23 protein-coding genes and 1 rRNA gene are annotated in these 25,215 nt (G+C 41.4%); 12 read left to right on the top strand and 12 right to left on the bottom strand.

What is annotated here, in order from left to right:
* Positions 1-2,420: ribosomal RNA gene (locus LVQ96_08590) — 23S ribosomal RNA — on the bottom strand; the annotation flags it as partial.
* Positions 2,421-2,694: 274 nt separating this feature from the next.
* Between LVQ96_08590 and LVQ96_08585 the strand changes: the two genes are divergently transcribed.
* Entirely contained in the window at positions 2,695-3,270 is a 576-nt protein-coding gene (locus tag LVQ96_08585) for a DUF99 family protein (GenBank protein ID MCW6171206.1), read from the top strand.
* Between the two features lie 19 nt (positions 3,271-3,289).
* On the opposite strand, the gene LVQ96_08580 is transcribed toward LVQ96_08585, so the two are convergent.
* Positions 3,290-3,640 (bottom strand): hypothetical protein, encoded by a 351-nt coding sequence (locus LVQ96_08580; protein ID MCW6171205.1) that lies wholly within the window; start codon positions 3,638-3,640, stop codon positions 3,290-3,292.
* A gap of 73 nt (positions 3,641-3,713) precedes the next feature.
* Positions 3,714-4,745, bottom strand: coding sequence for a phosphoribosylformylglycinamidine cyclo-ligase (gene purM, locus LVQ96_08575; GenBank protein MCW6171204.1), 1,032 nt, complete (start codon positions 4,743-4,745; stop codon positions 3,714-3,716).
* Positions 4,746-4,906: 161 nt separating this feature from the next.
* Here purM and LVQ96_08570 point away from each other — a divergent pair, with 161 nt between their 5' ends.
* The 4 genes from LVQ96_08570 (at position 4,907) to gcvT (ending at position 8,495) form a co-directional block, all read left to right on the top strand.
* A complete protein-coding gene (locus LVQ96_08570) occupies positions 4,907-5,338 on the top strand; it encodes a ferredoxin family protein (GenBank protein MCW6171203.1) in 432 nt (143 codons plus the stop codon).
* 127 nt (positions 5,339-5,465) lie between these two features.
* On the top strand, positions 5,466-6,779 hold the full coding sequence (locus tag LVQ96_08565; GenBank protein MCW6171202.1) for a serine hydroxymethyltransferase: 1,314 nt from the start codon (positions 5,466-5,468) through the stop codon (positions 6,777-6,779).
* An 18-nt stretch (positions 6,780-6,797) separates the two neighbouring features.
* Positions 6,798-7,409 (top strand): pyridoxal 5'-phosphate synthase glutaminase subunit PdxT, encoded by a 612-nt coding sequence (gene pdxT / locus LVQ96_08560; protein ID MCW6171201.1) that lies wholly within the window; start codon positions 6,798-6,800, stop codon positions 7,407-7,409.
* The gene (gene gcvT / locus LVQ96_08555) at positions 7,410-8,495 is read left to right on the top strand and encodes a glycine cleavage system aminomethyltransferase GcvT (protein MCW6171200.1); all 1,086 of its coding nucleotides are present in this window, start codon (positions 7,410-7,412) and stop codon (positions 8,493-8,495) included.
* Between the two features lie 384 nt (positions 8,496-8,879).
* On the opposite strand, the gene LVQ96_08550 is transcribed toward gcvT, so the two are convergent.
* Genes LVQ96_08550 through LVQ96_08535 form a run of 4 tightly spaced genes read right to left on the bottom strand, consistent with a single transcriptional unit; the run spans position 8,880 to position 13,878 of the window.
* A complete protein-coding gene (locus LVQ96_08550; GenBank protein ID MCW6171199.1) occupies positions 8,880-10,484 on the bottom strand; it encodes a tetratricopeptide repeat protein in 1,605 nt (534 codons plus the stop codon).
* Positions 10,485-10,536: 52 nt separating this feature from the next.
* Positions 10,537-11,496 carry an energy-coupling factor transporter transmembrane protein EcfT gene (locus LVQ96_08545; GenBank protein ID MCW6171198.1) on the bottom strand — a complete coding sequence of 320 codons (960 nt, stop codon included), beginning with the start codon at positions 11,494-11,496 and terminating at the stop codon, positions 10,537-10,539.
* Position 11,497: 1 nt separating this feature from the next.
* On the bottom strand, positions 11,498-13,075 hold the full coding sequence (locus LVQ96_08540; GenBank protein MCW6171197.1) for an ATP-binding cassette domain-containing protein: 1,578 nt from the start codon (positions 13,073-13,075) through the stop codon (positions 11,498-11,500).
* Complete coding sequence (locus tag LVQ96_08535) at positions 13,072-13,878, bottom strand: hypothetical protein (GenBank protein MCW6171196.1); 807 nt, start codon at positions 13,876-13,878, stop codon at positions 13,072-13,074. Before LVQ96_08535 ends, LVQ96_08540 begins: the two co-directional genes overlap by 4 nt.
* Before the next feature lie 129 nt (positions 13,879-14,007).
* Here LVQ96_08535 and LVQ96_08530 point away from each other — a divergent pair, with 129 nt between their 5' ends.
* From LVQ96_08530 to LVQ96_08520, 3 genes are all read left to right on the top strand, one after another.
* Positions 14,008-14,733, top strand: a complete 726-nt coding sequence (locus tag LVQ96_08530) for an HAD-IA family hydrolase (protein MCW6171195.1) — start codon at positions 14,008-14,010, stop codon at positions 14,731-14,733.
* Between the two features lie 16 nt (positions 14,734-14,749).
* Complete coding sequence (locus tag LVQ96_08525) at positions 14,750-16,036, top strand: alkaline phosphatase family protein (protein ID MCW6171194.1); 1,287 nt, start codon at positions 14,750-14,752, stop codon at positions 16,034-16,036.
* Positions 16,037-16,132: 96 nt separating this feature from the next.
* On the top strand, positions 16,133-17,575 hold the full coding sequence (locus LVQ96_08520) for an MFS transporter (GenBank protein ID MCW6171193.1): 1,443 nt from the start codon (positions 16,133-16,135) through the stop codon (positions 17,573-17,575).
* A gap of 209 nt (positions 17,576-17,784) precedes the next feature.
* On the opposite strand, the gene LVQ96_08515 is transcribed toward LVQ96_08520, so the two are convergent.
* The gene (locus tag LVQ96_08515; GenBank protein ID MCW6171192.1) at positions 17,785-18,309 is read right to left on the bottom strand and encodes a hypothetical protein; all 525 of its coding nucleotides are present in this window, start codon (positions 18,307-18,309) and stop codon (positions 17,785-17,787) included.
* Between the two features lie 318 nt (positions 18,310-18,627).
* On the opposite strand from LVQ96_08515, the gene LVQ96_08510 reads away from it, so the two are divergent.
* The 3 genes from LVQ96_08510 to LVQ96_08500 all read left to right on the top strand — a co-directional run bounded on the left by LVQ96_08510 (position 18,628) and on the right by LVQ96_08500 (position 21,834).
* The gene (locus tag LVQ96_08510; protein MCW6171191.1) at positions 18,628-19,251 is read left to right on the top strand and encodes a class I SAM-dependent methyltransferase; all 624 of its coding nucleotides are present in this window, start codon (positions 18,628-18,630) and stop codon (positions 19,249-19,251) included.
* Positions 19,252-19,546: 295 nt separating this feature from the next.
* On the top strand, positions 19,547-20,254 hold the full coding sequence (locus tag LVQ96_08505; protein ID MCW6171190.1) for an alpha/beta hydrolase: 708 nt from the start codon (positions 19,547-19,549) through the stop codon (positions 20,252-20,254).
* A gap of 1,103 nt (positions 20,255-21,357) precedes the next feature.
* A complete protein-coding gene (locus LVQ96_08500; protein ID MCW6171189.1) occupies positions 21,358-21,834 on the top strand; it encodes a hypothetical protein in 477 nt (158 codons plus the stop codon).
* Between the two features lie 105 nt (positions 21,835-21,939).
* On the opposite strand, the gene LVQ96_08495 is transcribed toward LVQ96_08500, so the two are convergent.
* Together LVQ96_08495 and LVQ96_08490 are read right to left on the bottom strand one after the other, a co-directional pair.
* Entirely contained in the window at positions 21,940-22,218 is a 279-nt protein-coding gene (locus tag LVQ96_08495; protein ID MCW6171188.1) for a type II toxin-antitoxin system RelE/ParE family toxin, read from the bottom strand.
* Entirely contained in the window at positions 22,205-22,390 is a 186-nt protein-coding gene (locus LVQ96_08490) for a hypothetical protein (protein MCW6171187.1), read from the bottom strand. The genes LVQ96_08495 and LVQ96_08490 overlap by 14 nt, the downstream gene beginning before the upstream one ends.
* Positions 22,391-22,663: 273 nt before the next feature.
* On the opposite strand from LVQ96_08490, the gene LVQ96_08485 reads away from it, so the two are divergent.
* Positions 22,664-23,650, top strand: a complete 987-nt coding sequence (locus LVQ96_08485) for a hypothetical protein (protein MCW6171186.1) — start codon at positions 22,664-22,666, stop codon at positions 23,648-23,650.
* A 106-nt stretch (positions 23,651-23,756) separates the two neighbouring features.
* On the opposite strand, the gene LVQ96_08480 is transcribed toward LVQ96_08485, so the two are convergent.
* Together LVQ96_08480 and LVQ96_08475 are read right to left on the bottom strand one after the other, a co-directional pair.
* Positions 23,757-24,221, bottom strand: a complete 465-nt coding sequence (locus tag LVQ96_08480) for a type II toxin-antitoxin system VapC family toxin (GenBank protein ID MCW6171185.1) — start codon at positions 24,219-24,221, stop codon at positions 23,757-23,759.
* Positions 24,196-24,456: a hypothetical protein gene (locus LVQ96_08475; protein MCW6171184.1), complete on the bottom strand. Its 261-nt coding sequence runs from the start codon at positions 24,454-24,456 to the stop codon at positions 24,196-24,198. The genes LVQ96_08480 and LVQ96_08475 overlap by 26 nt, the downstream gene beginning before the upstream one ends.
* Between the last annotated feature and the right edge of the window lie 759 nt (positions 24,457-25,215).

The following is a 25,215-nucleotide window of genomic DNA, read 5'->3' as shown; positions in this document are numbered from 1 at the left end:
GAACAGACGACATCGAAGTAGCAAACCCTCGGGTCGATATGAACTCTTGCCGAGGACAACTCAGTTATCCCTGGGGTAACTTCTCTCTTATCACCCGCCTCCACTAAGGGGGGACAGGGTGGTTCGTTAAGCCCTGCTTTCGCATCTACGTTCTTTATTGTCCAGAACATAGTCAAGCCAGCTTTTGCCTTTACACTCTACGGAGGATTACTGACCCTCCTGAGCTGACCATTGGGGGCCCCTGTTATATTCTCGGGGGCGTGGCGCCCCACCCAAACTGCCCACCAATAGTTGTTCCTCTTTCGAGGTTAGTAATTCAGTACCTAAAGGGAAGTGTTTCATTAGCGCCTCCATTCGAGCCAGAACCCGAACATCGACAGCTCCTTCCTACACTACGCATTAAATACCGTATTACAGCTACAGGCTGCAGTAAAGCTCCACGGGGATTGAACCTTCATGCAAGCCGCCAATTAAGCGGCTAGGTATTACGCTACCTTAAGAGGGTCATAGTTACCCCCGCCGTTTATCGGCCCTTCTTTCCCTTGTACGGGATTTTCAGGTACCGACACTGGGCAGGTTTCGACCGCTATACACATCCTTTCGGACTAGCAGCGATCTGTGTTTTTGGTAAACAGTCGGGGTCTCCTTGCCACTGCGACCTATTCTCTCTCAGAATAGGCACTCCTTATACCTAAGATACGGAGCTATTTGGCCGAGTTCCCTCGCGTCCATTATTCCCAAACGCCTAGGACTTCTCATCCAGGGGCACCTGTGTCGGTTCTTGGTACGAGCTTGAGCTTGACCTCTATAATTGTTTCACGGACTCCAGGAATTTACAAAATCCCCTCATGGGGACCAATACACTTTCTGCGACTTTACGTCATTACAACTCTCCATCGCCTTATGTGCATCACAACGTTGACTCCCGTTGTTCCAATATCCCGAAGCTAAAATTATAGAGCAAAACACCCAAGGTGCTGGAATATTAACCAGCTTCCCATTCGGTACCCTCGGCTGACGAACATTGCCAAGGAACCCTTAGCCCTTTCGGCGGAATTGATTCTCACAATTCTTATCTGCTACTTTTACCAGGATCCACGATACCACACGGTCCACTTCTCCTCTCGGAGGAGCTTCCGTCCATGTGGCACGCCCCCCTACCAAATCACCTTTCGGTGTTCGAAGGTCTCGGTAATTGACTTTAGCCCCGTCCATCTTCGGGACATGCAGCCTCGGTGAGTGAGCTGTTACGCACTCTTTAAAGGATGGCTGCTTCTGAGCCTACCTCCACACTGTCTTTGACCACAAACCCCTTTAAATCGCACTTAGTCAATTTTAGGGACCTTAACCCTCGTCTAGGATGTTTCCTTCACGTGTACAGAGCTTATCCCTGTACTCTAGCATCTGGCATCTACGATCTTAACCAGTTCGGAGTTTGATAAGCTGGCGCAATCTTTCGATTGCTGACCTGCTATTCGGTCGCTCTACCTGGCTAAGCATCTCCGCCAAAGTCTACCTGCGGGTAGTATCGAGGGGAACCCGCTATTGCCGGCCTAGATTAGCCTTTAACCCCTACACCCAAGTCATCCAAACGATTTGCACATCAGAACTGGTTCGGTCCTCCACCCAGCTTTCGCTGAGCTTCAACCTGCTCAGGCGTAGATCGACCGGCTTCGGGTCTCACACAAATGACTGACGCATTTTTTGCGCTATCCCTCCATTGCTGTGCGGATACTCGCTTTCACTACGGCTACTCCATTAAGGATTAACCTCGCCATCTGTCAGAACTCCCTGGTCCGTTCTTCAACACGGAAAATGAGACACTGGTCCGCCATGATTAATGGCTTCACTCCTTATGTGCCCCATAAGTTTATCACTATCTGGTTTCAGGCTCTTTTTACCGCCCTCCCGGGCTACTTTTCATCTTTCCCTCACGGTACTTGTTCGCTATCGGACTTGAGAAATATTTAAGGTTGGATGTTAGTGCCACCCATATTCTCGCGCGAAAAACGACGCACGATACTCTGGAACTCTTCCCTCGTAACCTCCCGACTTACTCCAACAGGGCTATCACCTTCTAAGGCTCCGTTTTCAAACGAATTAGGATTCATCGAGTAGATATTGGAGAAGGTCCGAACTCCACATCCACTTACCATTTCTGGAAGTGTTCGGTTTGCCTTTTACCGCTTTCGATCGCCTTTACTAACGGTATCTCAATTGATTTCTTTTCCTCCAGGTACTAAGATGTTTCAATTCCCTGGGTTCCCTCTCCTTTCGGAGTGCCTTACGGCAGGAAGTCCCATTCAGAAATCCTCGGATCTAAGGCCCCATGCGCCTCCCCGAGGCTTATCGCAGCTTGGCACGTCCTTCTTCGGTTCCCAAACCAAGCCATTCCCCAGATAGTTTAATTTATACACAATCCACTTTGCCATTTACGAAATCTGGTATCATAAGTTTTTTAAACCTTCACCCTTCCCTTCTAAGCTTTGCTTAGGAGGTGCATTTAAAGTGCGTAGCCGTGGTATCTTTATAAGAAATATAAGCGTTATGGTCCGTTTTCTCAAGGAATATTTTTAAGATAAAACGGAATATAATAACAATTCTCTGTGAAATAGCAACAAAAAACATAATTTTGAGCAAATTTTCCTGCTAGCCTGTGTCAATGTATTTAATCACGGATTCGATCATCAGGAGTTGAAAAATAATATTCGTGTAATAGGAATCGATGATGGACCTTTCAAAAGGGGTACCGATATCGAGACCTGCATAACCGGAGTGGTCATGCGCCTCGATGGAACCATAGAGGATATAAGGATTCGGATGCTGAAAATTGATGATGCGAATGTTCTGGAAACCATATCCGCTTTGATTCCAGAAAATTCTAGAACACTAATAAAGGCAGTTATATCCGAGGGTGTTACCTTCGGCGGTTTCGGCCTCATTGATCCAGAATCTTTCTTTGTTTATACGTCCATCCCTTTCATATCAATAACAAAAGGAAAGGCAAGCCTTGAAGCAATGAAAAGGGCATTATCAGCACACCATTCTTATGCATCGATATTGCAGACGCTGGAGAAACTAAAGCCACTGAGGGTTGAGTTGAATAAAAGACAATACATGCTTAACTATTCAGGCATCACAGAAAGCGATGCTATATTGATCCTTAAGAAACTTATGTTAACCGGAAACGTTCCAGAACCAGTCAGGCTTGCCCACATCATATCCAGGGCCGTTTACGATATAAAAAACACTCAAATGAAAAAAATGTAATTGTAGATTTAGAAAATAATTATTCCCTGTACATGGAAAAGTCTAATTCGTCGGTAGCTTTCTTTTTTATCGAATCCAGATTTTTGACTACCTCGTCGAGTTTTTCTTCTTCCACTGGCATGTACTTCATCCTTCCTCTGGACATCTGGTAGGAACCTGGGCATAATGAACCTGGCTTGACAACGATGGCGTCTGGTTTCAGGGAAAGTATACCCTGCATGCAGCGCTCCTTTCCACCATAAGGTGAACCGAAGCCTGGATTCTCATACTCTTTCATCTCTTTTGTTTCGTCATCAAGAACCACTATTGCGTTTCCATATTCGAGGGGTGTCAAGAAGTTGTCCTCATCTACTACTGCTACTATTTTCATAATCCCCCATTCCATTTTAGGTAATAATAATTATCGGTTACGAGATCATGACATAAAACTTAAATATGGTTGTTCAGTAGTAACCACGATATTTGAGCTCCAAGGAAGGTATTTCAACACCAGAGCCGTTCTCAACATGGCCTATTTCCTTCAGATTTACCCTTCCTTTCAATGTGTTTACAAAATCAAGTCTGCTCTCTGGATCGATAACTACAACATAGCCCATGCCCATGTTGAATATCTCGTACATCTGCTCAATAGTGAGGTTTCCCATATCCATAAGCTGCTTGAAGACATTCTGCGGCTCTATTGGATCCGTGATCATATACCTCATATCCTTCATCCTTGACAGATTTTTTATCCCTCCGCCGGTGATGTTTGCCATTCCGACGATGTTTACAATATTTAGTATATCAAGGATCTCACGGACGTATATCCTTGTCGGCTCAAGAAGAATGTCAGCTGTCTTCTTGGATTCTCCGGGAAAGTTGCTTGAAAGATCTATACCGTTATCTCTTATTATTTTCCTTACCGTGGTGAAACCGTTAGAATGAAGGCCGCTACTTTGGAGGGTAAAGATCAGATCGCCGTCCTTTATCTTTTCTCCATTAATTATCTGAGATTTTTGCACGATACTGAGAGACGTCCCAGATACATCAATATGATTTACCAGATCCGGAACTATTGACGTTTCGCCTCCGACAATCGTGAGGTTCGATAATTGTGCTCCAAAATTAAATCCTGTTCCGAGTTCTTTCGCGATATCCACATCAATGTCCTTTAGGTTTATGTAATCTACAAAAGCGATAGGTTCTGCGCCTACTGTCAGGGCATCATTAACGTTCATTGCTATGCAGTCTATTCCTATCGTGTCGTATTTTTTTGCTTCCTCTGCAATCATAGTTTTAGTGCCAACACCGTCCGTATTCATTGCAATGGCAAGATTTCCAAGATCTATCAGCCCAGAAAAGCCACCGAAGCTACCTATAACTTTAAAGTCCTCCCTTTTGAATTTTAGTTGTCTTATCAGATTTGTTACAAACTCTCCCTGCATCTTTCTGTTAACTACCTGTGGATCACCGCGTGACATGATTCTGTATTTCATTGTTGCATAAATCTCTATCAGGTCATTCACATTATTGCTAAACGATCAGAAAAAGGTATGAAACGAGCATTTTCTGGCTCTACATATGGGATATTGCCTTGACTCTACCCGACCAATCATATATTTTAAATATAATTCTGCTCTATCGATTTGGTGGTAAATTGGTTAAATTAGAATCACTGGATTACAAGCCTAAACCTATAGATGAGAATTTTTTGAACGATCCCGAACATTACCCTGTAACCGGTAAGCATCATGACCATGATGTACGTGCGGAGGGTGTTAAAAGGATGGGCGCAGATGGAAAGCCCTATCCTACAAAGTGGGGAATCCATGGTTCTCATGTGGGTGTTGATTGGGAAGCGTGCATAGCTGATGGAGCGTGCATGGATGTGTGCCCTGTTACATTGTTTGAATGGGAACTGAATCCTGGCCAGATGGGTACGGGAAATGATAAGAAGATTGATTCTGACAAGGATCTTTATGCAAAATACAGAACAGACAAGTGTGATCCGGTTAGAGAGAGCGAATGTATCTTCTGCATGGCATGCGAGAGCGTTTGCCCGACAAGAGCAATTAAAATAAACCCATAATCACAAAAATTTTCTTTTTTTTCATAGTTTTAGCGTCTTTGGTTTTAGGCTTTTTTCCTATTTCATTTCAATCCAAAACTTAAATTCATAAATAGGATATAGAGGCTAGAGCCTAAAAGGATGTGAAATGTTGCCTAATCAAAATATTGAGAAAAACTATACCTTTTTCAATGAAGCCATGGAGCTGAGGAATCTTGCGAAGAAGCATCAGGAATTCTTTAGAAACGACATACCGCTGATAGCTTCGGAAAACATAATGAGTCCACTTGCAAAGGAAATGCTTTTGACAGACCTTGGATCAAGATATGCCGAGGGACTTCCTCATCATCGGTACTATCAGGGAAATTTCTACGTTGATGAGATAGAGGATAAAATCATTGAGCTGTCAAACAGGTTATTTAAGTCGAAACAGACCGATCCCAGGCCCATCTCCGGAACCAATGCAAACATGGCAGTAATTTATGGTTTCCTGAACCCTGGAGACGTCATAGCTGCCCCAGATCTCTCAGGAGGAGGCCATATCAGCGCAGCCAAGTTTGGCGCTGTTGGTTTCAGAGGATTAAATATAAAGACATACCCATATGATCCAGCTACGATGACCGTTCTTCCAGATGAGGCTTCAAAGATGATTATACAGGAAAAACCTAAAGTGTGTCTCTTTGGACAGTCTGTATTCCTTTTCCCGACACCATTGAAGGAAATGAACGATGCATTTCAGGAGGTTGGGTGTAAGGTGTGGTATGATGGTGCGCATGTCCTTGGACTGCTTGCTGGAGGAAGATTCCAAGATCCTCTGAGAGAGGGGGCAGATGTTATTACAGCAAGTACGCACAAGACGTTCCCTGGCCCTCAGCACGGCATTGTTCTTGGATCTACAAGTGATGAGAACTGGAAAGCTGTTCAAAGAGGGGTTTTTCCCGGCACACTGAGCAACCATCATCTCAATTCCATGGCCGCACTCGGTATGACGCTTGTGGAGGAGCTTGAATTTGGAAAAAGTTATGCTGATCAGATCATAAAGAACTCCAAGACCTTAGCAGAAGAACTTGCCTCGCTTGGAATGAATGTTCTCGGTGAAGCAAGGGGTTACACCGAATCGCACACACTTGTTGCAGACGTAACGAATTTTGGAGGTGGGAAAAAGGTTTCTGAAACATTAGAAAGCGTTGGCGTCATATTAAACAAGAATCTCCTTCCGATCGATCATAACAAAAACTCTCAAAACCCAAGTGGGATTAGGATCGGAACACAGGAAATCACGCGTATCGGATTTAAAGAGAGCGACTGCAAGGAACTGGCCAGTCTGATAATAGACTCTTTAAAATTAACTGATTATGATCATATAAGAGAGAGAGTCAGGGATCTGAAGTCAAGATTTAATGAGATCCACTACTGCTATGGAAGAGAAAAGCCCTATGAATATATCAACGTCTTCAATTGAAGTGGTGGAAATTTGATCGTGGGCCTGATTGGATTCCAGGGTGATGTTTCAGAGCATAAAACCGCCCTGCTTAAGGCATCAAAAAAACGCGATCTGAATATCACTGTAAGGGAGATAAGGAAAGATTCAGACATGAACAACATATCTGGTTTGATCATCCCTGGCGGTGAGAGCACAACCATATACAACCTGATCAACTCCTACGGACTCTATGAACGAATAAAGAATGAAGGGGGGAACGGGTTGCCAATCTGGGGTACATGCGCGGGCCTAATTATTATTTCAAAGAATACAGGGGACGATAGAGTAGTAGGAATGGATCTTCTTGATGTGGAAGTGGAAAGGAATGCTTATGGACGGCAGATAAATTCATTCATTTCTGAATTGAATATTTCAGGAATAGGAAAGTTTGAGGGAGTATTCATAAGGGCACCCGTGATCTCCCATGTGGGAGAGGTGGAAGTCATGGCCCATTACAATGAAAAACCAGTCATGGTGAGACATAGAAATTACATTGGGACAACATTTCATCCAGAGCTCACGAATGATACCAGGGTACATGAACTGTTCTTAGATATTGTAGAGGGGGAGGGGTACACTTCCACTGGAAATAATAAAGGTGATAATTGAATGATAAAAGAAACTGCGTTGTATGATAGACACCTGAAACTGGGTGCAAAGATGGTTGATTTTCATGGCTGGAATATGCCACTGTATTATACGAGCATAATAGAAGAGCATATGGCTGTACGAAAGGCTGTAGGACTGTTTGATGTTTCTCACATGGGTGACATAATTGTGGAAGGAAATGATGCAGCTGCTCTGCTGGAGCATGTACTTCCTTCCGCAGTATCAAGGTTGAACAGTGGAGAAGCCATGTATTCTGCGTTTCTTGATGTAAATGGTAACATAATAGATGATACAATAGTATATAAAATAAATAATAAAAAATATTTTTTCGTACCTAATGCATCTATGATAGCTATAATATTCAACTGGGTAAAAGATAATTCTTCCGGATATGATGTGAAATTGAGTGATTTATCGGATTCGATATCTTGCCTTGCAATTCAGGGACCAAGGTCTGGAGATGTGCTCAATGATCTAAATCTTGAATTCTCAGAGCAATTCAAGTTCAGGTATCACGAAACCCATGAATATGGATTGAATAGTATCACAGGAAAAAATGACATTATCATATCTGGTACGGGATATACGGGAGAAAAAGGCGTTGAGTTACTAGTGAATGCTGAACGTTCTCCGGATCTATGGGATTCTGTGCTCGAAAAAGTAAGAAAATATGGTGGTTTACCGTGTGGATTGGGTGCGAGAGATACCTTACGAACAGAGAAAGGAATGCTTCTTTCAGGAACGGATTTTAATAGAGATAGAAATCCGTATGAATGTGCTATATCATTCATAATGACAAACGATCATGATTTCATAGGAAAGGAAAATTTGATAAAAGAAACAAAAGAGATCTTTAGGGGATTCAGGTTAAATGAAAAGATCATACCTAGGCATGGAAATTCTATATTCAATGGCCAGGAGAATATTGGAACAATAACAAGCGGAACAATATCTCCTATTCTTGGTAAAGCCATTGCACTTGGTTTCATAGACAGAAAATTCTCTAAACCAGGAACCACTGTTAAGATCAATATTAGGGATAAAACAGAAGAAGCTATGGTGTCTAAGCCAAAGATTATTCCATAGGAAACGCACCCCTCTCCCCCATTTTCGCTTTTATGACAAATGATGTAGTATTATATTTAAAATAGTATATTTTTTTATTTAATATCGTTAAACAAGCACTGAAATGCAGAATTTTACCGTCGTTTCCTCATTTCCGAATGTTCAATTATTACTATTCCCAAACGAGACATCAACACTTGCTACAGATCCATCGCGATTTGTTTTAAGATAGTAAGATACAAAACGGCTCTTCTCAAACCGAATTATCATCCGTCCGTAAAGCGTTGTTGAAGGATCGGTTACTATGTCGCAGTATTCCAATCCATTTTCTTAAATTCTGTACCACAAAATCGTATACATCAGGAAGACAAACCAATAATCCAACGAAGAAAAAAGAGGTTTAAATTAAGCCTTACTTTCTGTTTTTGAATCCTGCTGCTTATCCCCACACGCATAAGTGATCATATCAGAAATAAATTCAAACTTCTTATTCTCTGATGCTTTTTCAAACCACTTTACAGTGTAGCATGTAACGTCCTTGTTGTACTTCTTTGTTATATCATCCAGTCTTGCCTGACCACCGCTTACATCTTTTTGTAAGTATTTTATGGCCGAATCCTGAACAATATTATATGCGTTGTAATCTTCTGGTTTTATCTTTTCCAGCTCAGCTTTAGCGTCATCTATTCTTTCCTGCAATATCAGCGAGTCAATTAGAAAATCTCTGAATTCTTGGCCGTTATCTTCCTTTTCTCGCAGGACATTCCTCGATAAGTCTTCTGCTTCCTTGTATTTACCACTGTTTATCAACACAGACAATTTCAATGAAAGTACATCCATCCTATCCTTGTTCATTTCAAGAATCCTGTCACAGACCTCAATAACAATATCGTTGTAGTCCGACTTCTTGTTAATGTTGCCTAAGGCATTAAGCATTGTATCATACATGGCAAGATCGCCTTTTCCGGATTCCAAAAGCTCAGCTAAAAGAGCTTTTGCTTCCTCAATCTTATCACTGTAAGATAGGACCTGGGCTTTAAGAAGCTTAAGGTTAAGTGATTTTGGATCCGTTTCAAGCTCATGGTCGAGTAGCTCCACAGCTTCCGTGTAATTTTTCTTCGTTATCATTATGTTGAGTTTTTTAGTCAGGAGTTCCGGGCTGTGCGGTCGGAGTTCAAGAGCCTGATCAATCTGCTTCATGGCATTATCCGGATAGCCCATGCCTAGAAAGTTGTCCGAGAGCACCTCATGGAATTCTGGAACAGTGGGCCACTTAACGGATCCCTCAACTGCTATGTTCGTAGCATCCGTTATTGCACCAAAAGATGCCAATTCCCGCGCGGCATAAATATATGCGTCGACATCGTTCGGGCAGGCTTTCACCATCTTTATCAATTCAGAATAGGCTTCTTCCGTTTTCTGCTGATTTTTCAGCTCTTCTATTTTTTCTGATCGGTAATGGTGGTTATCTGGATCAAAGCGTATAGCAAGATCAAGCTCTTTCATGGCCTTCTGAACGTTTCCTTCAGACATATATACCGAATAGAGAGCAAAATGGGGCTTTGCGAGCGTGGAATCAATATTAAGTGCTTTATTGAACTCTGACTTTGCATCTTCATTTTTATTCTTTTCGATAAAGTTGAGTCCCCTGAAGTAATGCACGTCCGGATCGTTCTCAAGTTTACCATGGCACAGGTTGAGTTCTAAGATCGAATCGTCATAATCTCCTTTATTGTAAAGAGCAATGGCAAGATCCAGATGCAGGTCTGTCAGTGATGGAAATTTTTCCAAGCACGTGCGAAGAAAGTCAACAGCTTTTTCGCTCTTTCCGAGAGCAAGGTATATTTCTGATTTAAGTGAAATATATTTTAAGTTGCTTGGCTGTATCTGGAGCGCCTCATCTATGTATTTTAGAGCCGAATCATTATTAAAATTCCGGACCTCACTCACAGCGTGCTCCCAGAGATCATTGCTCATTCTCTGCAATCCATTTTCTTGAGTTGTTGCCATTGTTCGTCGGAATTCCGATTACGTTAAAAACACTTTGCGGTTTTCTCAGCACTCAAGCAACGTAAGGTATGGGCCTGCCAAAGCCATAGAAGTTAGCTATGATTCCGATTATAAGAATCGCGACCATGAATGAAATTGCATAATAATCGATTCTGGAAAATGGAACTCCTTCCAAGTAGCTCCTTCTCTTTGTTGCCCTGAATCCCCGTGTGTCGGCTGATATTGCAATTTCTCTTGCACCGCGCATCAGGTGTATTATAGTCGGAACCAAAGCATATAGGCCCCCCGCAAGCATAAAAAACGGCTTAAGAAATCTCGGGTACCGTGAGCCCAACCCTCTCATAAATTGTATCTTAATGGATTCGTCCAGATAGATGAATATCTCAGGAACGGTTTTCATTCCAACCATGAGTGTGAAAATTATGGCGTCCGGAACATGTACTTTATGGAATGCACGAAGGATCTGAGTTGGCGTATTAGTCATGATGAGAAGAAGGGCCGAGACGGTAATGGCGGCAGTTCTGAACGCAACCTGCAGGCCATACTCGAGGCCTTGTAATGTCAGGAAGTGTTCATAGCCCATTATACCGAAATAGGAGGGCCATGTCCAGAGAACTATTGGGTGATAACCGGGAAAAGCATAAGACAGTGTTATACTGGTGGTGTAAGGAGCGTATGCCCAGGTTGTTCCGACCAGGATCGATATCGTAAAGAAGAGTCCGTAAAGAAATTTTCTTTTACCATTTTTAAGCGATAAATAGGATAAAAGGAGGACAAAGGTGAAAACGGCAGCGATCCACCAAACTGTGATGGCAGCAACGATCATAACGGTAATTGAAAGAACAATCTTTACCACCGGGTTAAGGCGGTAGTAAAAAGTACCGTATGCCTCGTAACTGGTTATCTCTTTGAACCCCCTGATACCGATGGCAACAAGTATCAGGTAGAAAGGCATCGTAACGCCAAAAAGAAGTATTAACCAGCTGATTATGGCTTCGACCGTTCCATTCATTTTAGCACCTCAGTAAGTATTCCGAAGGAGGAGATATGCCGAACTCTTCGGATCTCGTAAAAACCTCCTCTGGTGTACCTTCAAGGACTATTTTCCCGTTATCTATAAGTGATGTGCTATCGGCGTATTTGTAAACAAAGCGGACGTCATGCGTGACGATAATGAACACATACCCCTTTGACTTTAAGTTTAAAAGTTCCTTTCCCAACTGTTCCTTATGGTAGAAGTCCTGGCCGGAAGTTGGTTCATCAAGCATGACGACTTTTACTCCTCCTGCTATTGTGGAAGCCATTGCAACTCTTCTTCTCTGTCCCTGGCTGAGCATCTGTGGATCCGTTTTCAAGTAGTTAGTGAGGCTGAGTGACTCAGAAAGTTCCTGGGCAAGGGCAAGCAGATCTGGTTGTTTTCTGACACGCATTGAGTATGTGAGCTCCCGTTCCACGTTCTTGTTTATCAGCATAAGATCGAAACTCTGCGGAAGGTAACCTATGATTCTTCCGCGCATGTATATGTCCGGGTCAGTCACAGCCTGATCGCCGACAATAATAGTTGAAGACACATCAGCGTACTTCTTCTCAAGAAAACCTATGAGCGCTTTAAGCAGAGTGCTCTTTCCAGCGCCGTTTCTGCCAATTATTGCATGTATTGTCCCTTCCCCCGAATTTATAGATGCATCAAGACTGAATTCAGAACCGTAATTTACCTTAGCGCTGGCCCTGAAATAATAATTACTCGTGATCTTTCGTTCTTTCTTAGAAAGTTGTATTTTTCCATCTTTTATGGCTCTCCTGATCTCCTCAATATCTGGTTTTTTAAACCCCAGTTTGTTGGCAAGCAAAAAGTGTTCCGGTATTTCAATACCGATGTCAAGAAGTTTATCGACACTTGATAACAGCTCGTCTTTCGGTGAATCTACGACCACACGTCCCTGATCTATCACGATCACTCGATCAATAAACGGGAGCACGCGCTCTACCTTGTGCTCAACAATCATCAACGTTTTAGAACCGGTCTCTTTTTGAAGAAAATTGAAAATATCCTTCGTGCCTTCTGGATCAATATTTGATGTTGGCTCATCGAGGATCATTATGCCCGGATCCATCGTAAGAACCGAGGCAAGCGCCACTCTCTGGAGTTCCCCTCCAGATAGTTTGGACGTCTCTCTACCTCTAAGGTGCTCGATCCCAACCGCTTTTATGGAATTGTCGATTCTTTTAATGATCTCTTCCTTCGGAAGGTTGAAATTCTCTGGAGCAAAAGCTATTTCCTCTTCAACCTTATAGTTCATTACCTGCTTTTCAGGGTCCTGAAGAAGGGTGCCAACCTCCAGCGATATTTGTGAGACTTTCATCTCTCGCGTCGAACGCCCGTTAATTCTTACATTCCCTTCCATTGTTCCGGACATTATATGCGGGATGATCCCATTTATACAGTTTATTAGGGTGGATTTACCTGATCCTGATCTTCCCGTTATCAGGACTGATTCGCCTTCTTCTATCGTGAGGTGTGGTATCTCGATTGTGTTTTCAGTAGACCCTAAATATTTGAATGCAAGATTGTCTATTTCAATCGCGTTCATTGCCCAAGCACTCTTGCTATCCTGGCTGCCAGAAGTCCGGCTATTATTCCAAAGGCAACGTCTCCAGGTATGAAAGCAACAAGGTCAAACAGTATCTTTGACCAGTTCACTATTCCACCATAAAGAAGTGGTTTGAAGAAACCACCATAGATTAAAGTATCTGGTGTTGCCCACAGGAGACCAACTATTGCTCCTGTAAAACCCGCAAGAAACAATGGGTGTGTGTACCAGGCATATTTAGGCGGATCGACTGGATCCGCGGGTTTTGCCCCAGAAGGCGATGTCTTCGGTGCCAAAACACTTTTAACTGATGCCTTGGCATGTTCGAGACCTACACCAAACAGGTGCCCCTTGCTCACGGCTATGGCAAGATCAATGAACAGACCATATGTAAATGTTTCATAAATCGTGAATATCGGTTCACCTCCGAAACCGTAATGGAAAATATCTCCAAGGACGTTGAATATGGCAAGGGACAGCATACCCGCTCCAACCTTCCTTACAAGGCCCGCTATTATGAAGACAATCAAGATCCTACCAAAGAAACCGAAGCCAATGTAGGCCGTGAGTCCGCTCGGTATAACTTTGTCCAGAAGCGGCCCAATGAAAAATTCCCACACCACCGTAAAGGCCGATCCTACCCCAATGTAGACTAGATCCACAGTCTTGAATTTTGAGAGACCGCCTTCTTTTTTACCGTATATAAAAACAAATGCACCAACAACCGCAAAATAAACCACAATAATTGGCCATGGTATCATTGCTGGCGAATTCAAGTAACCTCCTATTCCGTTAAAGCTCATGCTGAGTATCAATGCAGTGGTGACATTTTAAAATTGTCGAAATAGAATATATAGACATAATATCGCTCTTTATTACTATATTATCTATATTGCTTAACATTATACACAATTACGATATTTCGCTCTGAATTGAATCTCAAGAAAAACATGAAGGGAGGAACCAGAATACAGCAATATGATGCTGTCCTAATGGATCTGGACGAAACCCTTTTCGAATTCAGGCTTTCAAGCAGAAACGGCTTAGAGCAGCTGAAAAAAGGAGTAGAGTGCCTTAGTGGAATCGAAACAACAGTTCTGGAAGAAGAATTATGGAACCTGGATAGGCACAACCTTCCCCTTGTATTTTCAGGAATGATCACACCAAGGGAATACAGGAAAATACGCCTCAGGCGCCTGATTATGCTCCATGGATACATGCCTTCAGAAAACGAAATGGAGAAGCTCGAAACTGTATATGTCCACGCTTTTGAAAGCAAGATGAAAATGTGTGATGGAGCACGCGAACTCTTAGAGTTCTGCTATGACACTGGAAAACCGACAGCCATAATAACCAATGGCGACCGGGAGACACAGTTGAAGACGATTCGAAAACTCAGGATCGATAAACTGATAGATATGATCCTGACGCCAAAGACACAGACAGAAATGAAACCCAACACTCCACTATTCGATCACGCAATATCAACATTTGACATTAAGAGAGAAAGAAGCATAATGATCGGGGATTCATGGACTCACGATGTGATGGGCGCAATTAATTCGGGAATAAAGGCCGTATGGGTCAATAGGAAAAACGAGGCAGTGCCAAGAACTGTAAATATTCTTGAAGTAAAAACTATAAGAGAACTGATTTAAGTAGAGGTTGAATTACATGGATGAAATGGGTACTTACAATGTAGATACAACATATTTTGATACTATCATTGAGAGATATGCCGACAAAAAACATGAGAACTTCATCAAGCCGGCATTTGGCAGAGGCTGTATAGCCGACATACCTGAAATCGTTGAGGGAATGATTAATGGAACGGAGCAAGCCAGTCTTTACGGAAAAATTCCTATAGATGCTATAGGCAGCGATCATGTTATCGTTTTGATACTGGACGGATTCGGGCATGATCTCTTCATGTATGCGACGGAAAAACATCCCATGAAGAACCTTGGATCGATCCTCAGTGAATCAACTTATTTGCCGATAACTAGTGTTTTTCCGTCAACCACTGCGACAGCGCTGTTCACCGTTTATATGGGAATGCAGCCGGTGGAACATGAGATAATAGGATACACGCAATACGTTCGTGAACTAGGGACGGTATGCAACATGCTCTCCATGTCGCCGATCGGAAATCGCAAGAATGATTTAATCGGTGCTGGGTGGATGCCAGGATCACTTAGAGGACGAAAATCGTTCGCTAAAAGGATTTCTGACAGCGGAACACCGAGTTTCATCTACCTTCCAAACATGATAAAGGATAGCGGGATGTCCAAAATAACCGCAGCAGAAAGCACAGTGCGATCATATTATTCGACATCGCATATGTTTACTTCTATAGCACGGGACGTGAAAGAGGCGAGAGGGAAATCGGTACACATTGGATACATTTCTTCAGTGGATACTATGTCACACAAGGTTGGTTCAAGAACAGAGGAAACTGCCCTAGAACTGGAATCGATTTTTTACAATATAGATATGTTAAAGCAGTCTCTGATGTCAACAAACACCACATTATTGATATCCGCTGATCATGGCCATGTTAATGTAGGAACGAGCAACCTGTTTGACATTTCGAAGGACGGAGAGCTGTACAATACTTTCAGGGCTCCTGTTGTCGGAGACGCGAGAGCCGCCTTCTTGAGGATACGCTGTGGCTATCTGGACGAGGCAAGGAACCATCTGATTGAAAGGTACGGTGCAAACTACGAGATCTTCGACTCGCTTGAAATGCTAAAAGAGGGATACTTTGGGGATAGAAAGGAAAACATTAATGTCAATGACAGGTTCGGAGATCTGATAATGGTTCCAAAAAGAAACATTGGCATAATAGATTCAAATCTTACATTCCTGGATCCGAAGATGAGTCATGAAAACATGATTGGTATGCATGGTGGCCTTCTCAGGGAAGAGATGATTGTCCCGTTGATTGTAGCAAATTTCTAAAATTCTCTATATTATATATAGCATATATACTGGTATTTATACGTATATATTTAATTTACATAATGTTTTTAGGTCTGAGATCAATCAATCCTTACTATGGTAGAAAACCAGAACAATATAGATCTGTTAGGCAAGGCAGATAAGGCCCCTACCAATAAATTTCACTTTAAAGTGATTTTTACATCAAGTATGGGGTTCTTTACAGATGCGTATGATTTATTCGCCATCTCTACTGCTCTGCCACTGATAGTATCTGCATCTATATTCAACGTGACGAACTCGTTGGTAACAGGGATGATTGGCGCAGCAGCCCTGATAGGTGCAGTAATAGGTGCGCTTACCTTCGGAAGAATAGGGGATATAAGAGGCAGAAGATATGTCTACGGTCTCGAGATGTTAATACTAGTAGTATTTGCCATAATATCTGCTTTATCCGTAAACGTTTGGATGTTGATTATATCGCGTCTGTTTCTCGGTATAGGAATCGGTGGAGACTACCCGATAAGTTCCACGATAATGAGTGAGTATGCAAACGTAAAAAGTAGAGGCAAGATGGTCCAAACAGTCTTCGCAATGCAGGGCTTTGGACTTTTGCTAGGTGCAGTTGTCGGACTAATAGCTATACATGTCATGCCTGCTAACTATGCCTGGAGACTAATGCTCGGCTTCGGAGCAATTCCAGCTGCATCAGTCATATACCTGAGAAGAAAGCTCAAGGAAACTCCCAGGTATTCCCTTCAGACAAAGGGTGACACAAAAGCTGCAGCTGCAGCCGTATCCGACGTAACTGGATCAAATATCGTCGTGGATCAGCAATCTTATGGGTCTGTGAAGAGTTCTCGCGGCTTACTTGCTAAATATGCAGTGCTTCTCGTCGGAACCGCAGGAAGCTGGCTCCTATTTGATATGGCATTCTACGGGACTTCCATAAATAACTCAATCGTTTTCGCGGCCATGGGCTATGGAAGTGTTAAGAACGCAGTTCTTCTAGCCTCCAATACGGCTATTGGAAATATCATACTTGCCGCTGCTTTCGAAATTCCCGGGTACTGGATAGCGTTTGCCTTTATCGATAAGGTGGGTCGAAAATTGCTTCAGTGGATCGGATTTCTCGTCATGGGCGGTCTCTATCTCACATTTGCAATCGCTTTCACTCCGCTCAAGGCTGACATACCATTATTCATAGGACTGTATGGTGTATCTTTCCTGTTTGCAAATATAGGTCCTAACTCGACGACATTCATACTCCCAACAGAACTGTTCCCGACACAGATACGGACCACAGCCCATGGAATATCGGCCGGTGCTGGAAAGACAGGAGCAGCTATCTTTACGTTTGCTCTACCTGCAATTGAGGCCGCGTATGGGTTACCCATGGTGTTTTCGTTGTTAACAGGACTCTCACTGATTGCCGTTATGTTGACATTGCTGTTCATAAAGGAAACAAAGGGCAGGAGTCTTGAACTTACGAGTAACCAGGAAAGGGCAAGCGCCCAGTTGAACAGTCGATTAAATGTTTCCCCACCAACAGGAAAATAGCGGGAAATTAAAAATTTTTAACACATTTTAAAACAATTTATTTTTAAAGAAGTAACCGACCTTAAAAGTTCATCTTCTTTCTTGTTATTTTTCTTTCCAATACGAATGAAAAACAGATGCCGAGGATAGTAGCATTTGATTAGGTAAACAACGCAGCTGAAACCATGTGCAACATTGTAGGGTCTACGTTCCATGTTTCCGAAATTATGTCAGAGCGGAAGTTTTTTCCAGTCCATAAGATCCTCGTTGTTGAGAGACCGGATTTCAAGTTTTTCTAGGAGATCTACAAACAGATCGTCTTTAATCGAGTCCGCGTACACCTTTTCTATGGAATGATGAAAAAACGTTGATTTTATGGCGCTAACTGCCATAACTGACTGAAGCCGCGAGGCACTGTTCGCATCATCATTTATCTGTTTCGAGAAATCTCTGGAAACATCCTCCTTCTGCAGATCCTTGAGAAAATCATCTACCGTATTTTCAATCAGTTTGTGATGTTCCTCTGCCAGAACTACTCTGACCTTGTAAGTAGGTTCAAAATCCACCTGATCACCATCAACCTTGAACCATTTTAAAGCGTCGTTCTCAAAAAATACCTCAGACAACGCCTCAGCTATTGCCTTTGGATCTGAAAAATCAACGCCATCCGTAAGATCATATGTAACAATGGATCCGTCTTGAGAAACTTTTCTTGAACTTTCTATTTTTGATTTCAGCTCGTCTTTTGCAACCATGTATATATGATGCAATTCAAGGATATAAGTTTCCTATCTGAAATGCACGATGCTTGAATCAAAACGTTTTGGGCAGTTATGTTCTGGTAACACGCTTTCTTAGGTGTTTTTATCAATTATTATTCTAGTGGCCTTTTGAGAACACGTCGCATACAATCTTCTGAAATAAGATATGTCTAGCAAGTCAAGGCAATGCCTACACTTCAGCTAGTAAATAAAAGCCAGAAAAATAGCACATCATACGTAACATTATATATAGCTCGTAAATCTAAGTCATATTTTCAAAATTTTTATGTAACAGCGATATCTTAGATAACCATGCGAAAAACTCCACATGACTTTTATACAGAATTTGGTGTTGAATGGTTAGCTCAAAGAAAAGACGAAAAACAGACAGCGAGTGAGTTAGCCTATATTTCACGATTGTTGAATAAGGGAAAGAGAGTATTGGATCTCGCATGTGGATACGGTAGGTTTACCCTCCCTCTGGCTGAAATGGGATATCTGGTAGATGGTATAGATATAACTGCTATATTTATCAAGAGAGCCAGAGAAGAGGCGAAGAAAAGAAATCTCCACATTGGATTCAGGGTTGGGGATATGAGGAATCTACCATACAAGGAAGATTCTTTTGATTACGTAATCAGTATGTGGAACGCATTCAGCGAGATTACGACAGAATCGGAGCAGATTAGAACTATCCATGAAATTTACAGGGTCCTTAAAAGAGGTGGTCTGGCACTTATTGAAGTGAGAAATCACAGATCAAGTCAGTTGATTGAAGAAAACTTCATAGACGGACATGAGGCAATGCCAAGCTATAATCATACAAGAGGGAGCCTGAAAAATTTGATGAAGATCTCGGAAATAAATGATTACCGGGTCTTCATTGATAATTTCGGCGGAAGAAAGAGGCTCTTGTTGGAGATAATGAAAACATAGGCAATCTTCGATGTAGCTATTGTCTATTTTTCTTTGAGGCCCCCCTCCTCTTTTAGAACACCTTTTAAATCAAATACATTCGTTCTATTTGCAAGCCCGTATATAATGTTGGCAAAACTTCATTTTTCGATTTTAGTTCCGATAGCCTCAGCTAAATTTTATTAGAGACAGATATGTTTCTACTTCTCATCTAACACAAACCTGCGTGTGTAATACATTGAAAATTTCTCCCTGATCTTTCTTAGACTGCGTCATTTTTAGGAAACTTTAAACCTTTATTATCCTTCTTCTTCACATGTATAATTATGTTCTCATACCTGGAGCTTGGCTTGGAGGTTGGGCCTGGAATAAAGTTGATCGTATATTGCTGGAAAGCGGGCACAATGTATTCCCTATAACGCTTACAGGTATGGGTGAACGAATTCACCTTGCATCACCTGATATAGGCATGAATACAGCAGTAGAAGACGTCATTAATGTAATAAGATTCAATGATCTGGAAAACATAGTGTTGGTCGGGCACAGCTTTGCTGGAAAGGTTGCAGCTGTTGTTGCTGATAAGATGCCCGGAAAGATCAGAACAGTCATATATCTTGACTCATTCAGACCAGAGGACACCAAAGAGCCGCAGGGGATTTATGATCCGACAAAGGAATTTGGTCAACTTGATGAAGGATCATTTGCGATCCCATTCTCAAAAATCGTTCTTGAGAATATCGCAAAGGATGTCAATGGCAAGAACAAAAAATGGATGCTAGATAAATGTACTCCTTGGCCAATCAGGCTTGCGACTGATCCAATTATTCTCACCCGATCGCCCCAGCTTATCAATACTGCATACATTTTCTGCACGATGAGTGGTGATCCCGTAGATGAAATAATTCAGGGAAAATGGGGCAAGCTAGTGGGTCCTTACCGCAAAATGGAAACCGGGCATTATCCCATGGTCACAAAACCTGATGAACTTGCAAAACATTTTCTTGAACTACCTGAGATCTCTTAAAGAAAATTATTCCTTTCCTTATTCGGGTGTCACTTTCTCAATGAAGATGTTTTCTTGAAATCCTTATCAGGTGGATCCAGTGAATTCCATTTTAACAAGTTCATGCTGCAGACAATATTTTAGAAAATAGGCAACCATCCACCTTTAACCAATGTGGGTAGAACACTCGAAACGGTCTGAATGATCCTCGCGTATGGTGATTTGAGTTGTCTGGGGACAAGAAAACTGCTTGCATTATGTCACTTAACATCTTCTCGTGGAAACGGCAATAATTCGTTCTATCGTGCCTTTATCTATGACTGGAACCCCAGGGAATTTAAATAGTATCGCTGTAGCTTTAGTTGGGTCTTCGGAATTGTCCACTATGTTAAAAGCTAGAGACTCATCTATTACCAAGGCACATCCGAGGCCTGTAGTCTGTTGGAGTCCATTGATGATTCAGGTATCATATTCATCTATTTTTACACTATTGACAGCACTTAATTTGATCGTTCTATATTCTATTAATTTGATGCGATTCTTGGAATCTGGTAGTTTGTCAGTAGATTTTAACATGCAAACTAACCTAACAGTTGCTCCACTTTTCGTGAGGTTTTTTGCCAACGTCGCAACACGCTCAATGTATGAATTCGGGTAGCCACCGAACATAAAAATACTAGTTGATGCAGAATATGCTAAATTCGAGAGTCGTATCCTAATGGCACCTCTCCCATGGATCTTCCCTTTTCGTGTTTTCCAGAATCCCTGATTTGCAAAACTGTAATATTTTTTCAACCGACTTTCTCTTTTCCTCTATCATCAACGAGAGGATCTTTTCAATATCGTTTAGCTTGAACAAAACCGGCCGTCCTGGCTGAATTTCAACAAACCCCGAATTAATGAGTCTTTCTATAGTCTCATATATTTTATTCCTTAGAACAAGCGTTTCTCAGTGAATATCAGAAGCACTCGCAACACCAATAGTGATCAGGCATTCTACGATCCTTGCCTCGTTTTGAGACAAGCCTATTTTTAGAAGATGATCATGTACCTCTGTCATTGTTACCCCAGAAGTAACGAATTTATAATAAGGTATTGGAAACATATCTGTAAGAAACGACAAGGTGATAGAAATAAAGAATAACGAAGTAAGATCTGCAAAGACAAACATTATCGTGAATATACGAAATGTAATCTTTCTCCTCCTTGGTCTCTTGATCATACAATTCTGGCTAGGGATGACAATCAATCTTGAGGTAAACATACCAGTTAAGCATTTTGGAGCAATGCGATCGTTAATGTACTTCGGAGGTCACTTTGGTTTCGTTCTTGTACATGTTATCATTGGATTTGCTATTCTGCTCACATCACTGACTTTTCTTATTCTTGGTTTCAAAACTCATTTATTGTCATTAAGAATATGTGCGATCGTCGCCTTTGCTGGAGTCATAGGTGCAATAACAAATGGAATCTTGTTCTTAATGTCTGGGCAATTTTTCGGTTGGTCCATAGGAATGGCGATGAGTGCCGTCAGTGTGCTGGTAGTTTCTGCAGTCAGTCTATATTTCGTTGGGAAGAATATGCAAAGCGAACGGGCATAAGAAGGAAAACCAATTCATTACGGAACGTTGCATGATCTAGAAATTGATCGGTCAATATTTAATTAAAGTTTAAAGTAAATGCCTAGAGGCAAATGGTTAAAACATCTAATCCAGCCACGAATACGCATCTGATCTCGTTGCAATCCTCACAACTTTTATTCCGTCATCATCCAGAAAGTATATGATTCTGTAATCTCCCACCCTTAGCCGGTAATAAACACGGCTTGTTCCTGTTAATTTTTTTGTGTCTAGTCTTTGTGAATTGTTGTAAGGATCTTTCGCAAGATCATTAAACTTTTCCCTGATCCTGTTCTGCTCCATTTTTTGCAGAAATTTAAACTCCTTCGCTGCTGTGGTTGAGAGAAGCACCTCATAAGTTGTCAAGTGGTACAAACTCCTCATTATTAGCTATCCTGTCAAGCTCATTGAAGAAAATAGCCTTCTTGCTGATCTCGAGGAGGGTTTCTATTATTTCATCATAGGTCTGACCCTTTCTCCCAACTTTCTTGAGTTTCTCTCTGGTCTCTTTAGAAATTTGTATAGTGGTCTGCTCCATAATATATTAATATTATAGTCATATATAACCGTTTTCAATAAGTATGTGTGATATATAATAACACTGGAACGGGTACTTGATAACTAATTATAAAACAACCAAAATTGTTGGAAATTGACTGTGCGAGACATTCATTATGCGGTCAAAATGGATGTTGAAATGACTTTCGGCGATGGATCGGTCGGTATTTGTTTAAAATTTTAATTGAATACAGTAGTTCTGGTATTTTTACGTTGGAGATATATATATATATATTTGAAATCATGAAAAATCATGGCCGATTTTGCTTTGCTTTCACGAGAGATCTCCTGGAAAGTTCTTGACATTGAAATATTTGGAACTCTAACGTATCCCGATGATGGTTTATCTCACCCCGGAATAGTGATGGTTGCCGGCAGTGGGCCGACTGATAGGGACTGGTGTTCACCCCTTCTGCCTGGAAAAAACGGAAGTGGAAAACTTCTGGCGGAAACTTTAGCAGGGGAAGGTTACGTTACACTTAGGTATGATAAAATGGCATCTGGACCACATGTAAGGGGAAACCTCTCAAAATTCGCTGGAAAAGTAAGCATGGAAACGCATATACAGGAACTAACCGGAGCGGTTTCAACCTTAGCTTCCCAAACCAACGTCATAAATCAAAGGATTTATGCGTTAACAAACAGCGAAGGTGGGATCCATGCAGTGAATTATCAACTAAGTGAAATGAGCCAAAAATTTAAGGCGCTTGTACTGACAGGTGCACCCGGGAGATCGGTTGGAGATATAGCCAGAAGTCAGCTGACTGCACAGATTAAATCTTATCCAAATGCTGACGAAATATTGGAAAAATACGATAGGGCAGTGAATCAATTCCTGCTTGGAAACAAAATGAATATAGAAGATTCGTTGTCAGAAGGTGTCAAACTTATGCTTAAGTCACTGGAAAGTCCCTATAATCTCCCATTTTCAAGAGAACTCTGGAAATATTCTCTTTCAGAAAATTTGAAAAAAATAACAGAACCCGTGCTGGTCATCATAGGGAAGAAGGACATCCAGGTAAACTGGAAGGATGATGGGAAGTTGCTTGAATCAACTCTTGCTGATAAGGGGAATGTGGACTTTGCGTATCCGGAGAACGCAGATCATGTGTTGAAACACGTTGATTTGCCTCTTGAAAGTATATCTGCGGAAATTGCCACATCTCACTATAATTCAGACGAATCTCACCTCGATGCCGAGGCAGTCCAAATTATAACGAAATGGCTGGAACGGCATTGATAGTCTGAAATAGCAGTTATTATTGAACTCTGCCAGTGATTTGACTAAGATGTTTCAAAAACATCTTCATTGAAAAAATTCAAGAAATTAAAAATAGTAGATAAGGTCAAGATCTGTCTAAAATATAAATAGAATTTAAGCCGGAGGAGAGTGCTAACTTATGAAGCTTTTCATCTCCAGTGTAAAACTCATTACATCCAACTTCAATAGCACTTGTAATCTGTAAGGCATCAGCAACATAGATATGGTGTTTTAGGACAACATCCCAGCTGCTTTCTAGTATGCTTTCGGATAAGGTGGTTATTCTTATTCTGCTTATCTTCTTAAGCCTCGCAGTTTCATTCGAGAATCTGCCCATAACTTCATCCAACTGTTTACTTGTAATTCTTTTTTGCCTATGTGCCCTGTCAAATACTCCAATAACTTCTCCAATATTCCAAACACTAAATGAAAGCATAATGTTTCCAAAATAGGCTTCATTGTATTGTGCACGAATAAATTCCGAGCCAGTTTCATACACGTACCTCTTTACTATTGCGCTACTGTCAAGATATGCGACTTTCTCGGTCATCCCTAATGCTCCTTACCAAATCGGATACTTTGCTTTTTAGTTTAATCGGATCAAAATCTAGGTCAGATTTGCCATACTTGGAATATTTCATTAAGGATTTATCTAAATCTAAATACAGTTCGTTTTCGATGGCATCCTTTAGGATAGAGCTTATGTCCTTACCTCGTTGTAATGCAAGATTCTTGAGCTCCATCCAAATCTCGTTATCTATGGATATACTCGTTTTCACTTTCATATAGATTCGAATGGTATATTGGTATAAAATTGTTTACCTTCATACCAAAATTACAGGCAATGAAAACTCTTCCAAAAACAAATAGAATTGATAGCAAAACAATGAGAAGAATATTCTCCAACAAAAGTGATTGGTGTAAAATCAAAAGCTGTTACGGAAGAACATTTTGTCCCAAGCGCCTAAAAGATGCCTTGCCTACGCTATTTTATGGATCAAATAGGAATGCATCTACATTCTTGCGCCTTTCCAATTCGCTTTCAACGATATCTAAGAATTACAGGTTTCATCCCTGCGGCAGCTAGTTTTAATTGCCCTTAAGATTTGGATATGAGTCAAGCCGAGGTATAGGTTTAAATGAGGTATCTCCTGGATTTCTTGATCATTTATCTGATTATCTTAGTCATACGACCAATTTGTCTATTACACACCAAGGATCATGGATAAGGTTGTAAATTCGAGTCATCGGTTGGTATCATTTTGATTTGGAGAATCCCTATCCTCACCTTATCCGCGATGTGATATACGAAATCTTAAACAAAGGCAATACATTTTCAATTTGTAACGAGGCTTTAAGAATTAATCGGTACGTTTTTGTATGAACTAGCACCTTCTCAAAGAGCATAATTAATTTAATGGACCGGTTAGGATTTAATCAATGTTTTAAGATGTCAATGAAAAAAGTTCTTAGGAACACGCTATATGACGATGTAGCGTGAGAGTCGGAGAGGCAGCTGCAGTATTCGCTGACCTGTGAGGTCG

The sequence above is a fragment of the Thermoplasmatales archaeon genome, from assembly GCA_026127925.1.
Taxonomy (GTDB): domain Archaea; phylum Thermoplasmatota; class Thermoplasmata; order Thermoplasmatales; family Thermoplasmataceae; genus JAKAYB01.
Note: the sequence above shows the minus strand (reverse complement) of the source record. Positions and strands in the feature narration are given on the sequence as shown.